This window comes from Neisseria macacae ATCC 33926 (assembly GCF_022749495.1).
In the GTDB taxonomy this organism is placed as follows: Bacteria; Pseudomonadota; Gammaproteobacteria; order Burkholderiales; family Neisseriaceae; genus Neisseria; species Neisseria macacae.
In genome coordinates this window covers 2,236,607-2,251,394 of record NZ_CP094241.1, presented here as the reverse complement: position 1 = coordinate 2,251,394, position 14,788 = coordinate 2,236,607, and the positions used below count along the sequence as shown (strand labels likewise).

Annotated in this window: 14 protein-coding genes; 7 read left to right on the top strand and 7 right to left on the bottom strand. The window is 52.9% G+C overall.

Going from position 1 to position 14,788, the window contains the following annotated elements; genetic code table 11:
* Positions 1-50: 50 nt before the first annotated feature.
* The 4 genes from MON40_RS10800 to yjgA all read right to left on the bottom strand — a co-directional run bounded on the left by MON40_RS10800 (position 51) and on the right by yjgA (position 4,509).
* Positions 51-932 (bottom strand): carbohydrate kinase family protein, encoded by an 882-nt coding sequence (locus MON40_RS10800; RefSeq protein WP_039862742.1) that lies wholly within the window; start codon positions 930-932, stop codon positions 51-53.
* Positions 933-1,341: 409 nt separating this feature from the next.
* Entirely contained in the window at positions 1,342-3,042 is a 1,701-nt protein-coding gene (gene recJ / locus MON40_RS10795; RefSeq protein WP_003776587.1) for a single-stranded-DNA-specific exonuclease RecJ, read from the bottom strand.
* A 69-nt stretch (positions 3,043-3,111) separates the two neighbouring features.
* Positions 3,112-3,816, bottom strand: coding sequence for a hypothetical protein (locus MON40_RS10790; protein ID WP_003776589.1), 705 nt, complete (start codon positions 3,814-3,816; stop codon positions 3,112-3,114).
* Positions 3,817-3,978: 162 nt separating this feature from the next.
* Positions 3,979-4,509: a ribosome biogenesis factor YjgA gene (gene yjgA, locus MON40_RS10785; protein ID WP_003765742.1), complete on the bottom strand. Its 531-nt coding sequence runs from the start codon at positions 4,507-4,509 to the stop codon at positions 3,979-3,981.
* A 173-nt stretch (positions 4,510-4,682) separates the two neighbouring features.
* On the opposite strand from yjgA, the gene pmbA reads away from it, so the two are divergent.
* The 7 genes from pmbA to accD all read left to right on the top strand — a co-directional run bounded on the left by pmbA (position 4,683) and on the right by accD (position 10,287).
* Positions 4,683-6,014, top strand: coding sequence for a metalloprotease PmbA (pmbA, locus tag MON40_RS10780; protein WP_039862743.1), 1,332 nt, complete (start codon positions 4,683-4,685; stop codon positions 6,012-6,014).
* A gap of 203 nt (positions 6,015-6,217) precedes the next feature.
* A complete protein-coding gene (gene rpsO, locus MON40_RS10775; protein WP_003760895.1) occupies positions 6,218-6,487 on the top strand; it encodes a 30S ribosomal protein S15 in 270 nt (89 codons plus the stop codon).
* Positions 6,488-6,634: 147 nt separating this feature from the next.
* A complete protein-coding gene (locus MON40_RS10770) occupies positions 6,635-7,036 on the top strand; it encodes an ankyrin repeat domain-containing protein (protein ID WP_003776595.1) in 402 nt (133 codons plus the stop codon).
* A gap of 74 nt (positions 7,037-7,110) precedes the next feature.
* Positions 7,111-7,644: a glutathione peroxidase gene (locus tag MON40_RS10765; protein ID WP_167317431.1), complete on the top strand. Its 534-nt coding sequence runs from the start codon at positions 7,111-7,113 to the stop codon at positions 7,642-7,644.
* Positions 7,645-7,884: 240 nt separating this feature from the next.
* Positions 7,885-8,355, top strand: coding sequence for an FxsA family protein (locus MON40_RS10760; protein ID WP_003776600.1), 471 nt, complete (start codon positions 7,885-7,887; stop codon positions 8,353-8,355).
* Between the two features lie 211 nt (positions 8,356-8,566).
* The gene (gene trpA, locus MON40_RS10755) at positions 8,567-9,352 is read left to right on the top strand and encodes a tryptophan synthase subunit alpha (RefSeq protein ID WP_039862744.1); all 786 of its coding nucleotides are present in this window, start codon (positions 8,567-8,569) and stop codon (positions 9,350-9,352) included.
* 59 nt (positions 9,353-9,411) lie between these two features.
* Complete coding sequence (gene accD, locus MON40_RS10750; protein WP_003760907.1) at positions 9,412-10,287, top strand: acetyl-CoA carboxylase, carboxyltransferase subunit beta; 876 nt, start codon at positions 9,412-9,414, stop codon at positions 10,285-10,287.
* A gap of 581 nt (positions 10,288-10,868) precedes the next feature.
* Here the strand turns inward: accD and MON40_RS10745 are convergent.
* The 3 genes from MON40_RS10745 to rbsK all read right to left on the bottom strand — a co-directional run bounded on the left by MON40_RS10745 (position 10,869) and on the right by rbsK (position 14,725).
* Positions 10,869-12,713 (bottom strand): lytic transglycosylase domain-containing protein, encoded by a 1,845-nt coding sequence (locus tag MON40_RS10745; RefSeq protein WP_003776606.1) that lies wholly within the window; start codon positions 12,711-12,713, stop codon positions 10,869-10,871.
* A gap of 170 nt (positions 12,714-12,883) precedes the next feature.
* Positions 12,884-13,444 (bottom strand): adenine phosphoribosyltransferase, encoded by a 561-nt coding sequence (locus MON40_RS10740; RefSeq protein ID WP_009311093.1) that lies wholly within the window; start codon positions 13,442-13,444, stop codon positions 12,884-12,886.
* A gap of 378 nt (positions 13,445-13,822) precedes the next feature.
* Positions 13,823-14,725, bottom strand: a complete 903-nt coding sequence (gene rbsK, locus MON40_RS10735; protein WP_003776608.1) for a ribokinase — start codon at positions 14,723-14,725, stop codon at positions 13,823-13,825.
* Positions 14,726-14,788: the final 63 nt, after the last annotated feature.

Sequence of the window (14,788 nt, the reverse complement as noted above, 5' to 3'; positions counted from 1 at the left end):
AAATCCGTTTTCAGACGACCTTTTATTGTGACATCCTTTGATGGCAAACATCAAGCCGGATTCATGAAGCTTTCGATTTCTTGTAAGGAAATGTCGGGCGTCGCGCCGTGTCTAGAAGCGACTAGGGCGCCGAGTGCGCAGGCGAAGGTAATGGCTTCTTGCGGCTCGGCATTGTTGAGCAGTTTGTAGATCAGCCCTGCCAAGAAGCTGTCGCCGGAGCCGACCGTATCGGCAACTTTGATGCGGAAGCCGCAGTGGCGGTAGAGTTCGCCGTCTTTGTATAAAATTGCACCGTGTCCGCCCAAGGTGACGCAGATGGTTTGTGCGCCGGTCAAGCGGTTGAGGTAGGCGATGTTTTGTTCGATGCTGTGGTATGGCGAGCCGTAAACCGCAGATAATTCATACAATTCGTCGTCATTGAGCTTGAGCATATCCGCACGCTTCATGGTGGCGAGCAGGCGGTCGGTGTCGTAGTGGGGTTTGCGCAGGTTGACGTCGAAGATTTTGAATTTGGCTTTTTCCATCAATTTGTCTAATGCCGAGCGGGAAATCTCGTCGCGGGTGGCGAGGCTGCCGAACACGAAGGCATCGGATTCGGCGACACGCTGCAAGGCGGCATCTTCGACGATGATGCGGTCCCAAGCGCAGGGATAGACGATTTCGTATGACGCGCTGCCGCATTTGTCCAGGATGACTTTGACAAGGCTGGTATCGCATTCTTTGCACACTTGCAGCAGGTCGGTATTGACGTTTTTCGCTTGGATTTGGCGCAGCAGCTCTTCGCCGTCGGCATCATCGCCGCGACGGCTGATGATGGCAGTATCGACCGCGAAGGATTGCAAACGGACCAGAACGTTCAGCGGCGCACCGCCCAACACTTTGCCGCTTGGAAAATCGTCCCACAACACTTCGCCGAAACTGGTTACTTTCATTTTAGACCTTCCTTGCTTTGAGTTGATCGGTTGGAACTGCTGCGCTGCGTACGGCTTACCTATCATGTATTTGTAGTAAAACTCCAATACTTAGGCGCGTAAGCATTATGTTTTAAAATCTACCGACTGACAAGCAATCGCGGGTTTATCTGTCAGGAAGTTTGATTCATCACAATATTGCGTTGAAAGTGTTTGAGTAGAAGGGGGATTTTCGGTTTTGTTTTCTTTCGGATTGCCGGTTTTTATCATTCGGATAAGGTGGTTTTTTGAAATTTAAATACAAGTTGTGCGGGCATGTTTTCTTGATTGCCGATGGTATTGAAATTTGGCGCACAATAATCTTCTAGAAAACAAAGGTCGTCTGAAACTTGTTTTTTGGTTTCAGACGACCTTTTATCTTTCGCAAGCCTTAAGCGGCTTCCCAGTAATCGATGTAAAGCTGCAATTCCATCTGATTGCGCCACTCGTTTGCCACCGGGCGGTAAACTGTGCGGATGTATTCGGGGATGTCTTCGCTGCACCGCCAGAACATGGCTTCAAATTCGTAGCCGTCTTTTTGCAGCCAGACTTTTTTGTGTTTGCCCTCCGCACCCAAAGGCTGCTGACGGATGACGTGAAATTCGTCGGTAAAGCTCGGCGGCGCGAAGCCTTGTCCCCAAACGTGGCGGGCGAGGTTTTGCGCCTGTTCCAACGTGATGTCGCAGGCTTTCAGGCTGCCGTCGGTGATGAAGGTTTGCGACAAATCGTCTTCGCACACCATTTCGCGCACAGCTTCTTCAAAGGCCGTCTGAAACGCGGGAATGTTGTGTTCGAGTATGCTCAAGCCCGCCGCCATCGCGTGTCCGCCGAATTTCAAAATCAAATCGGGGTGGCGTTTGGACACCAAATCCAAAGCGTCGCGCAGGTGCAGGTTGGGAATGGAACGCCCCGAACCGCGCACTTCGCCGTTGTCCGCAGGGGCGAACACGATGGTCGGGCGGTAGAAGCGGTCTTTGAGGCGGCTGGCGACGATGCCGACCACGCCTTGATGAAAGTCGTCGCGGTAGGCGACCAGGGTCGTCTGACCTGAAGGCAGGGTTTCGGGAAAGGCGTTCAGCGCATCTTGCAGCATGGACTGCTCGATTTCGCGGCGTTCGATATTGAGGTCGTTCAACTGCGCCGCCAATGCCTGCGCTTCCGCGTCGTCGCGCGCCAACAGGCAGGCGATACCGACCGACATATCGTCGAGCCGTCCGGCGGCGTTGATGCGCGGACCCAGTGCGAACCCCATGTCGAAAGGCTGCGCTTTGCGCCAGTCGCGCCGCGCCACTTCAAACAAGGCGCGGATGCCGGGACGCATTTTGCCGGAACGCATCCGTTTCAAACCTTGCGACACGAGGATACGGTTGTTGTGGTCAAGGGGAACGACATCGGCAACGGTGCCGAGTGCGACCAAATCCAAAAGTTCGCCTAGATTCGGTTCCTTCAGCTCGTCTGAAAAATAACCGCGGCGGCGCAATTCGGCACGCAACGCCATCAATACATAAAAAATCACGCCTACGCCCGCCAGACTTTTGCTGGGGAAGCCGCAGCCTTTTTGGTTCGGATTGACGATGATGCAGTCGGGTACGGTTTCAGCGGGCAGGTGGTGGTCGGTTACGATCACGTCCAAACCCAATTCCTGCGCCCGCGCCACGCCTGCGATGCTGGCGATGCCGTTATCGACCGTAATCAGCAAATCCACGCCTTGCTCGGCGGCGATTTCGGCAAGCTCGGGCGTCAAGCCGTAGCCGTGTTCGAAGCGGTTGGGTACGAGGAAATCCACCGCCGCGCCCATCGCCGCCAAGCCGCTCATGCCGACGGAACACGCCGTCGCGCCGTCGGCATCGTAGTCAGCGACAATCAGGATTTTTTCCTTGCGTTCGATGGCATCCGCCAGACGGCGGGCGGCGGCTTCGCAATTCGTCAGCGATTGATAAGGCAGAAGGCCGGCGAGTTTGTCGTCCAATTCGGCAGGACTCTGCACGTCGCGCGAGGCGCACAGGCGTGCGATTAAAGGGTCGGCACCGGCGGTGAGCAAATCATCGAGGACGTTTTGGTTGACGGGGCGGGTTTGGATTTTGACGGGCATGGTGTGTGGAAATATGTTTGATGTATTCAAGGACGGAAAGGTCGTCTGAAAACAGGCGTAACGAGTTTATTAAAAGCTTGGGGTAAAGCCGCCGCCTGTCATCATGGCAGGAATGAACAGTACTGGGGTAAGGGCGTCAACAGTGAGCGTCAGCGGCGTTATCAACAGAGTACCTACTACTTTCACCGGACTGGTGTATACGCGAGAAGTGGTATAGCCGATGGAGACAGGAATGCTTTGTTCAAATTTGTAGTCGGCGGGCAGGTTTTTCGGGGTGGCGTAGTATTTGCCTTTGGCGTGAACACAGCGGTGGTAGACAGTGTTATTTCTACCTTTGCCGGTTTCAAATGACAGGTTTTTCAGTTTGGCGATTTCGTCAGCTTTTTGAGTGTCGTAGCGTAGGCAGAAATCGGTGGTGAAATCGGCTTCTTTTTCATTGTTTACCACAACAGGCAGGGCTTTGAGGTCTTTTTTGTATTTTTTAGCATCGGCAATTTGGAATTTTTTGTCGAGTTTGACATTGAGGATGGGCGTCAGGTCTTTTGAATCTTTGGTATTAATGACGAACCAGTATTTTTCGCCCATCATGACGATGCTGCCTTTTTCAAGTTGGTCATTGTCTTTGTTGACGATACCGAAAGAATGTACTTGGTCGGAAGTAATCGGATGAAAAGTGATTTTTTCTACTTTTTTATCCTCTTCCCACAGTTGTTCAGTTAGGCAGCCGTTTAATGATAAGGCGAGGAGGGCAGTGAGGGTAAGGCGAAGTTTCATAAGTGTAGTCCTTGAAAAGGTCGGTTTGTTTTATTGTTAAAGGGATGTCTGAAAAATGACGGTATATTTTAATAAGATTATATGAAATTTGAAAAGGTCGTCTGAAAACGGGGCAGTGGGATTTACAGAACCCCCAACCCCGTTTTCAGACGACCCCGATATTTATTCTGCCCAATCCTGCGTTTCTTCCGAATCGCTCTGACCGCCTTCCATGACGGATTTGATTTCTTGGAAGAGGGCGCGGAAGTTTTTCGGCGGTTTGTTTTGTTCCTGCTCTTTTTTCGTGTTGCGGATTAAGGTGCGCAATTTGCCTGCGTCGGCATGGGGGAAGTCCGCCATGAATTGGGTGATTGCGTTGTCGTCCGCCAAGAGGCGCGTGCGGGCTTGTTCGACGCGTTGCAAGAAGGCGTTGTGGGCGGTATTTTCGCCGCGCAGTTTGGCGAGGAAGGCTTCGATGGGCGCGGGGTCGGTGTCTCGCATGAGCCTGCCGATGAATTGGCTTTGGCGTTTGAGCGCGCCGTTGGACGTGATTTTTTTGTAGGTAACGACGGCTTCGTACAAGTCTTCGTCCAAGCCGATTTTTTTCAGCGTATCGGTCGAGAGTTTGGTCAACTCCATGCCCAAAGCCTGCAAATCGTTCATCTGCTTTTTCATTTGGGTTTTGCTGACCCATTCGTCTTCGTTTTCAAACATTTTGATAAACCTTTAATTTTGTTTCGGGTATTTTAGCACGTTCGGGCAGGTTTCACGTCAATGCCCTGTCGAAACGGCGTTTTCAGACGACCTTTTGCCTCCAGCGGCGGTATTTTTGCCGAGGTCGTCTGAAAACGGTTAAAATGCCGCAAACCTCTGTCAGGAAACCTTTTATGCTGTTCAACCACACCGCCTCCGAGCTGACCGGCTTATGCGGGCACGCCTTGGATTTGGCAAAAAACATGGGCGCGGCGGCTGCCGAAGCCGACTTTAGCGAATCCATCGGACAAAGCGTCAGCGTACGGCTGGGCGAAATCGAACAAATCGAGTTCCAGCAAGACAAATCGCTGGATATTACCGTGTACGTCGGCAAGCGCAAAGGCCGCGCCAGCACCGCCGACTTCTCCGAAAAAGCCCTGCAAGACACCGTCAAAGCCGCTATCGACATCGCCCGCTACACCGCCGAAGACGATTGCACAGGTCTGGCAGATGCTTCGCTGATGGCGCGACACGTCGGCGACCTCGACCGTTATCACGAATGGGATTTAAGCACGGAAGCCGCTATCGAGTTGGCAAAACAATGTGAACAAGCCGCCCTGAGCGCGGATGAACGCATCGAAAACTCCGAAGGCGCAGGCGTTCAGACCGGACATTACCAATACGTTTACGGCAACACCCACGGCTTCACCGCCCACCAACAAGGCACGCGCCACAGCATTTCGTGCAGCATCGTCGCTGCCGACGAAAACGGCATGCAGCGCGACTACTGGTACGACGCAGCCTGCTGCCATCAAGACATGGACGGCCCCGAGCAAATCGGCAAAACCGCTGCCGAGCGTACCTTACGTCGTCTGAACAGCCGCAGCATCCCGACAGGCAGCTATCCCGTCCTCTTCGATACCACCGTCGCAGGCGGCCTTATCGGACACCTCGTCGGCGCACTCAGCGGCGGTGCGCTCTATCGCCAAAGCAGCTTCCTGATTGACAGCATAGGCAGAAAAGTCCTGCCCGATTTCCTCAGTCTGCGCGAAGAACCGCACATCCCCCGCGCCTTCGGCAGCACCTATTTCGACTCCGAAGGCGTCGCCACACAGCAGCGTTTCGTCATCCGCGACGGCATTGTCGAAGGCTATTTCCTCAGCAGTTACAGCGCGAGAAAGCTCGGTATGCAGACCACGGGCAACGCCGGCGGCGCACACAACCTTTATTTGAACCATACGCACGAAACGCAGTCCGACCTGCTGAAAGAAATGGGCACGGGATTGTTGGTTACCGAACTGATGGGTCAGGGCGTGAACACCATCACGGGCGACTACTCGCGCGGCGCGGCGGGTTTTTGGGTGGAAAACGGCGTCATCAGCCACCCCGTCCAAGAAATCACCATCGCTGGCCGCCTGCAGGATATGTACCTCGGCATCGTCGGTACTGCCAACGACGCGCTGCGCCGCTCTTCCAATAAAATCGGCTCGGTGCTGATTGAGAGCATGACCGTGGCGGGGGAGTAGGTTTCAGGGCGGGCGGGTCGTCTGAAAGCCACAGTCTCGGCGAAACACTGCCTGAAGACAGGATTTAGTCGTGCAAAACCGGACGATCTGTGGCATAATCCGCCCGTCTTTACAAAAAGACTTCAGGAGTTTGAACGGGTTTCCTGCTCGTCAAACTTGTCCGAACCGAATGACGGTTCTTTTATTTTTCGGAGTTATCCATCATGGCATTGACCGTAGAACAAAAAGCACAAATTGTTAAAGATTTCCAACGTAAAGAAGGCGATACCGGTTCTTCTGAAGTACAAGTCGCTCTGTTGACTTTCCGTATCAACGACCTGACTCCCCACTTCAAAACCAACCCTAAAGACCACCACAGCCGTCGCGGCCTGTTGAAAATGGTCAGCCAACGTCGCCGTCTGTTGTCTTACTTGCGCCGTACTCAACCTGATACATACCGCAACCTGATCACCCGCTTGGGTCTGCGCAAATAATTGCTGCTTTACCGGACACCGCTTGCGAAAGCGGTGTTTTTTCATATGGGCTGACGATAAACAATAGGGCAGGTTTGTCGGGGTCGTCTGAAAAAGGTCGTCTGAAAACATATCCGTCTCTTAAGCCTCATCGTTTCAGGATAAATCATGGATCAAAAACTGACCAATCTGTTCGCCAAATACCAAAATAACGTGGCTTTCTCCTCGCGCCCCTGTATCGCCTCCGTACATGATTTGGGTTTGATGGATGAAACCTTGCTGAATTTGGCGGTCATCAACCAAGCCCGCGAAGATGTTTTATTGCTGATTCAAAATGGCGCGGACGTCAACAAACAGGGGGAAATGGGTTTTACGCCTGTTCAAAATGCCTGCTTCAACGGCAATGTGGCAATACTTGAAATACTTTTGGCAAACGGTGCCAACCCGAACATCAAAAATGAATTGGGCAATAAGGCAGAGGATTATGTCACTGACGAGCGGCATGGGAAAAAGAAGGCAAAAGAAATGATGGCATTGTTGAAATACTATAAAAATCATCAATCAAAATGAAACATACGGCTCGAAATTTCAGCCGGTGTTTGCCCGACTCGATTTGTTTTCCCTGACCTTTTTGAATGGACAACATGAATATTGACGACTTCACCTTAAACGATGCTCAGGGTAATCCGGTTTCCCTGAGTGTTTACTGCGGTAAGGTGCTGCTGATTGTCAACACCGCGACGCACTGCGGATTGACGCCGCAATATACGGCATTTCAGCAGCTTTATGAACGTTACAACGGGCAAGGTTTGGAGATATTGGATTTTCCGTGCAACCAATTTCGCGGACAGGCGCCGGAGAGCAGTCGGGAAATTGCTTCCGTCTGTCAGACGAAGTTTGGTACTACATTCAAAATTTTTGACAAAATCGATGTCAACGGCGCATCTGCATCGCCGCTTTATGTTTATTTGAAGGCACAACAGCCGAAGGATAGGGGCGGGCATATGTTGAAAGAAGTGGTGTTGCGGCTGGCGGCATGGGGCAGTAAGCATCAGGCGGGCGATATCCGCTGGAACTTCACCAAATTCCTGATTAATCGGCAAGGCGAAGTGGCGGCACGGTTTGCGCCCAGCGTAACGCCGGAAGAAATAGAAAACGATATCAAGAAGTTGCTGTAAGAGCGCGTGCCGTTTCAGACGACCTCGTCTGAAGAAACGTGCCGAAACCTTACGGTTTTTCACATTCGCGCGCCTTGAAAGTAGGGCGCATTATCTTTATGTTAAGGGAAACCGGTTATTCGGGAAGTGTAAAATGTCGGTTTGTGATATTTAATAAGATTCAATAAGATAGATTGAAATTGCGGCTAAACGCGCCGACTTGCGCGGCATGAAGCGGGTTCGGAATTTAAAGGAGCAAAGATGCAGTATTTCGGTGTGGGTTTTTTAGTATTATTGTTTTTGGAAATTATGTCCATCGTTTGGGTGGCGGATTGGCTGGGCGGCGGATTCACTTTCCTGCTGATGATAGTCAGCTTTATCGGCGGCACGATGATGCTGCGCCACACGGGGCTGTCCGGCATTTTGCTGGCAGGTGCGGCCATCCGCAGCGGGGACAATATTTCCATGTATCAGATGCTGTGGCCGATACGTTATACCGTCGCCGGGATTTTGCTGCTCAGTCCGGGTTTTGTTTCCACTATTATCGCCTTGCTGCTGCTTTTGCCGATAAAGGGTCGGCCTGCGGCTCAAATGAATACGCAGTCTTTCCGTCAGCAAACCTTTACGCGCCGTACTGAAGATGACGGCGATATCATCGAAGGCGAATACACGGTGACCCGCGCCGATCCTCAAGCCAAACACCAAGAATATATCGAACACAAACGCGATTAAACGGTGGAAAATCGGCATAGCGGCAGCATTCCGACTGCCCGGTTTTGGAAAGGTCGTCTGAAAAGATTTTCAGACGACCTTTTATCTATATGAAAAAATGACTGAAAATGTCATGCAGTTTCGCCCGAAACAGACAGTCAATGCTATACTTGCCAACTTATTGTCGATGAAAACCGGCTGGAAACAGCCGTTACGGAAACGAGAAATCAAGATGAGCAGAATCCAGCAAACCTTTGCCGCGCTTGACGGCGCAAAAGCCCTGATTCCCTATATCACCGTAGGCGATCCCAATCTCGATACCACGCTTGCGCTGATGCACAGTCTGGTTGAAAACGGCGCCGACATCCTGGAATTGGGCGTTCCCTTTTCCGACCCGATGGCGGACGGCCCGACCATCCAGCGCGCCGCCGAGCGTGCGTTGGCAAACAAAGTTTCCCTCAACGACGTATTGAACATCGTACGCCGCTTCCGCGAAACAAACGGCAACACGCCCGTCGTCCTGATGGGTTATCTGAACCCAATTCATAAAATGGGTTATCAGGCATTTGTCCAAGCGGCTGCCGAAGCCGGCGTGGATGGCGTGCTGACCGTCGATTCCCCTGTCGAAACCATTACCCCGCTGCACGACGAACTCAAAGCGCGCGGCATCGACTGCATCTTCCTGATTGCCCCGACCACGACCGAAGAGCGTATCCAAACCATCGCCCGCGTTGCAGGCGGTTTTGTCTATTACGTTTCGCTCAAAGGCGTTACCGGCGCGGCAAGTTTGGATACCGAGGAAGTTTCGCGTAAAATAGAGCTTTTGCGCAAGTATATCGACATCCCGATCGGCGTCGGCTTCGGCATCAGCAACGCCGAAAGCGCGCGCAAAATCGGCGCTGTTGCCGATGCCGTCATCGTCGGCAGCCGCATCGTCAAAGAAATTGAAAATAACGCAGGCCGCGAAGCAGAAGCCGTCGGCGCGTTGGTAAAAGAATTAAAAGACGCAATCCGTTAAGGCCTTTTCCGCAAACACACGCAAAGGTCGTCTGAATCCCGAATTCCAAGGAGTCATCCATGAGTTGGTTAGACAAAATCCTACCGCCTAAAATCAAAAACCGCAGCAAAAGCGAAGGCTCGTCCAACGTTCCCGAAGGCCTGTGGCACAAATGCCCTTCCTGCTCGGCAACCATCTACTCGACCGAACTTCAGCAAAACGACCAAGTTTGCCCGAAATGTAACCATCACAACCCGCTTTCTGCGCGCGAACGCCTCAATTTGCTTTTGGACGAGGAAGGTCGCGAAGAAATCGCCGCCAATATCAAACCGACCGACCCGCTGAAATTCAAAGACAGCAAAAAATATCCCGAACGCTTGGCCGCAGCGCGCAAAGCCACCGGCGAAGATGATGCGTTGGTCGTGATGAAAGGCTTTATGAACGGCCTGCCCGTCGTGATTGCCGCCTTCGAATTCCGCTTTATCGGCGGCTCTATGGGTTCCGTCGTCGGCGAACGCTTCGTCCAAGGCGTGCGCCGCGCCGTAGCCGACAACTGCTCTTTCATCTGCGTTGCCGCATCGGGCGGTGCGCGGATGCAGGAAGGTGTCAACTCATTGATGCAGATGACCAAAACCAGCGCGGCATTGCATCTTCTGACTGAAAAACACCTGCCGTTCATCTCCGTCCTGACCGACCCGACCATGGGCGGCGTATCCGCCAGTTTCGCCTTCCTCGGCGATGTCGTGCTTGCCGAACCCAACGCCCTTATCGGCTTTGCCGGTCCGCGCGTTATCGAACAAACCGTCCGTGAAACCTTGCCCGAAGGCTTCCAACGCGCAGAATTCCTGCTGGAAAAAGGCGCTATCGACCAAATCGTCGACCGTCGCAGCATGAAACAGCGCATCAGCGACCTGATTACCCTGCTGCGCCGCGAAGACAAAGTCAACGCCGCTTAAACCGGGAAGGTTTGAGCTAAACAAAGGTCGTCTGAAAACTGATTTTTCGGTTTTCAGACGACCTTTTTGTAAAGTGTTCCTGCTCAGCGGCTGAACGTTGGATACACGGCAGCAAGTAACAGATATAGTGGATTAACTTTAAACCAGTACGGCGTTGCCTCGCCTTAGCTCAAAGAGAACGATTCTCTAAGGTGCTGAAGCACCAAGTGAATCGGTTCCGTACTATAGTGGATTAAAATAAAAATGAGACAAGGCGGCAACGCCCGCCGTGTACGGGTAGTACATAAGGGCGTTGGCAACGCCGTATCATTGCAATTTTAATCCACTATATCTGTACTGTCTGCGGCTTCGTCGCCTTGTCCTGATTTAAAGTTAATCCACTATACAAAGGATTGGGGCAGGGTAGCGCAACCAGTTTATTGAAAAGAGCGCGGGATGGCGATGAAGATGAATCGGTTGATTCGCGGTTGTTTTTATCGTCCTCCACTAAAAAAGGTCGTCTGAAAACATGCTTTCAGACGACCTTTTCAAGTTTGGCTTCCGTATCTGTCAAACAATCTGATCGGATGCAGCCGCGTCAATCAGTAACGACCCGGAACGGTTCCCATACGCTGTTTCAACGAAGTTTGCGGCTCATTGAACAGAGATGCGTAGAAGGTCGCGTTGGTCATGACTTTTTTGACGTAGTCGCGGGTTTCGGTGAAAGGGATGGTTTCGGCGTAAATCGCGCCTTCCAGAGGCATAGAAGCCTGCCAATTGCGGGCGCGGCCGGGGCCGGCGTTGTAGCCTGCGGTTGCCATCACTTCGTTGTTTTGCAGGCGGCGTTTGGCATCTGCCATGTACCATGTACCCATGCGGATGTTGCCGTCCATGGTGTAGAGTTCGCTGCTGCTCATGCCGATTTTGCCGGCGATTTCGCGGGCGGTGGCGGGCATAACCTGCATCAGGCCTTGCGCGCCGACGCTGGATTGCGCGCCCATGACGAAGCGGCTTTCTTGACGGATCAGACCGTAAACCCAAGCGGGATCGATGCCTGCTTGCGAGGCGTAGCGGACGGTGGTCTCTTTAAACGGAGAGAGGTAGCGCAGGTTGTAGTTGAGTTTGCGCTCGGTCCGGTCGGCGCTGTTGATCGCCATGTCGTAGAACTGGTTTTCAAAGGCGACTTGCGCGGCAGTCAGGAGGTTGTCCTCGTTGAAGTCGCGGGTGGCGAAACGCCATTCTGCCTGCGCCTGACGGCGCATTTTGGCATCGTTGCTGCTTTGGCTGTTTTTAAACAGAACCAGCGCGCGTTTGATGGCGCCGTCGTCTGCCATGCGGCGGACGTCTTTTTTATCGGCGTCGGAAACGTTGTTTTTGGTATTGACGCGGCGGCCGAGTTCTTCGCCTGCTAAGACGGCGTAGAAATTGCGTCCGCTTGCAGCGGCTTTTTCGTACATTTCTTTAGCACGGCTTTGGTTGCCTTGTGCGGCGTAGCTGCGGCCCAGCCAGTATTGCCAAGTCGGGTCTTTTTGCAGGTTGTCGGGCATTTGTTGGATGATGCCCGACAATTCGTTCCAGCGTTGCAGGCGCAGGGCGGCGCGGGCGTACCATTCAAACTGCTCGTCGGTCAGTTGTTTGCGGTCGGAAACGCGGTTGTAGTAGCTCAACGCGGTCTGCATGTTTTGATTTTGCGCTTGGTAGAGTCCCAATACGCCCCATGCGAAGCTGCTTTGCTCGCGGCTTAAGCCGGATTCCATGCCGGACAGCGTGGAGGCTGCGGAGGAGGATTTGCGCGCGTCTTTACCGATGACGTTCAAAAGGCTGTATTCGCGCGCACCTTGCGAGCCGCCCTCAAATGGGCTGCCCAATGCGGCTGCCAAGCTGCGTGCGTCGCTGGTTTGGCTGTTGCTCAACAATCCGCGTACGCGGCGCCATGCGTCGTTGTTGTTCAGACGACCTGCCGATGCCGCGCTTTCGACCAAGCGGGTACAGCCCGCGGGTAGCTTGTTGGTAACGCGCACAAGCTCTGCCGCCATGTTGTAGCTGCCGCTGCCCAGTTCGGCATAACATTGCACTTCCTGCACCCGGCCCGCCGCATTCAGCTTTTTGTTTTCTTGGCGGAACACATCCCATTGTCCGCGCGCGCCGAGGCTTTTGAGCCATTCGTTGCGGACATTTTCAGCCATCGCGCTGTCGCCCGCTTGCGCCAAGAATTGTTGCACCCACATATCGTCGCCGCGTTTGGCAGCGTCCAGCGCGCCTTGGTATTGGCCGTAATCGGACAATACTTTGGATTCGCCTTCCGCGCGGCGGGCGGGGATGGAGGCGGGTTCGGTCAGAGAAGAGGCAGGCTCTTTGGATGAGGTGTCGTTTTCAGAGACGCACGCCGACAAGACGGCTGCGGCAATCAGGCTGAGCGAGAGGGAAAATATGCGTTGTGCGTTCATTACTTGCCGTATCTTTATTAGAATCAATTAGAACCGTATTTTAAACGATTTGGCGGCATTATCCGAATCTGAAACCGATATTTACATTAACCGCGTAATCAGGGACAACAAAAAGGTCGTCTGAAAAGCGGAATGGCTGTTTCAGACGACCTTTGAGGCATGGGCAAAGTTTACATGCAGCCTTCGTTTTGCAGCAGGGTAAACAGGGGAACGCCGTTTTCGCGGATTTTGCTGCCGCCGATCAAGTCCGTAAATTCCAAAATCGCCGCCGCTTCAACGACTTCGCCGCCGAGTTTGCGGATTAATTCCACGCCTGCGAGCATGGTGCCGCCGGTTGCGACCAGGTCATCGACCAGCAGCACGCGCGCGCCGGGTTTGACCGCGTCTTTGTGGATTTCGACCGTCGCTTCGCCGTATTCCAGCGCGTAGCTTTGCGAAATCGTATCAAAAGGCAGCTTGCCCTTTTTGCGGATGGGGACGAAGCCGACGTTCAACTGATATGCCAACGCCGCGCCGATGATGAAGCCGCGTGCGTCCAAGCCTGCCACGACATCGATTTTCTGACCCATATAGCGGTAAACCAGCAAGTCCACCAAAAGGCGGAAATATTCCGCGCTTTGAAGCACCGGTGTAATGTCGTGAAATAAAATGCCTTTTTGCGGCCAGTTTTCGATTTTGCGGATTTTGTCCGCCAATGCGGCGACGCCCATCGCCTCAGGATGAACCAACATTTTGCGTGTTCCCAAATGAAAAGTTTTTAACATGATATTGTAGCCGTCAGACCGTCTGTTGCCAAATCCATCGGGGCGGTTTAACCATTCCCCGAAGCATTCATGACATGGCGTGCGACACGGTATAGTGGATTAACTTTAAATCAGGACAAGGCGACGAAGCCGCAGACAATACAGATAGTACGGAACCGATTCACTTGGTGCTTCAGCACCTTAGAGAATCGTTCTCTTTGAGCCAAGGCGAGGTAACGCCGTACTGGTTTAAAGTTAATCCACTATAATGCGGCTCAATCATCTTTAAGATTAATAAAGGTCGTCTGAAACGCCGGAAGATGGGTTTCAGACGACCTTTTGATGTTTCATAACGTGAATATGGATTTATTGATGCGCGGCGAGGAATTGTTCCAATTCTTCTTTGAAAGGCATCCCGTTTTGCGCGCCGTCTTGGGTAATGGAAAGTGCGGCGGCGGCACATGCCTTGCGGACGGCGGTTTCGATGCCTTGATTCCAGAAGACGGACAATGCGCCGTTGAATGCGTCGCTGGCGCCGGTGGTATCGGCAGTGTCCACTTTAAAGCTGGAAACATAACGCAAACTGTCTTTCCCGTCTTTATAGACTGCGCCTTTGTCGCCCATGGTCATCAGGACGGGGCAGGGGGCTTTTAGAATCAGCTCTTCGGGATTCAAATCTTGCGACAGGCCGAGGCAGTCGGCAAGTTCGTAGCGGTTGGGGGTCAGAAGGGTGACCAATTCCCATAATTCCGAAGGCAGGAATTGGGCGGGAGCCGGGTTGAGGATAAAGGGTTTGCCGTATTTCTTCGCCAATTTTGCGGCGGTGATGACGCAGTCCATCGGAATTTCGAGCTGGCTCAAAACCACATCGGCGGAGGCGATTTGCTGCTCAGCGTTTTCGATGTCGGCAACCGTCAGCCCCATGTTGGCTCCGGCGATAACGATAATGGCGTTTTCATCGTCGGCAACGGTAATGTTTGCCATGCCGCTGGGCAGGCCGGTGAGGGTTTGGATGTGTTCGGTAAAGATGCCTTCGCGACAGAGGTTGGTGGTCATTTCATAGCCGAAATCGTCATCGCCGACCGCGCCGACTATACAGACGTCTGCCCCCAAACGCGCCGCAGCAATCGCTTGGTTTGCGCCCTTACCGCCCATGAAGCGGTGAAATGAATTGCCCAGCAATGTTTCACCCGCTCTGGGAAATTTTGAAGCGCGGGTGACTAAATCCATATTGATACTGCCGATAACGACGATTTTAGCTTGGAGCATCCTTGATATCCCTTTTATAAAATGCACTAGGCTGTTGAACAGCCTTATTTTTGTCTGCTGTTG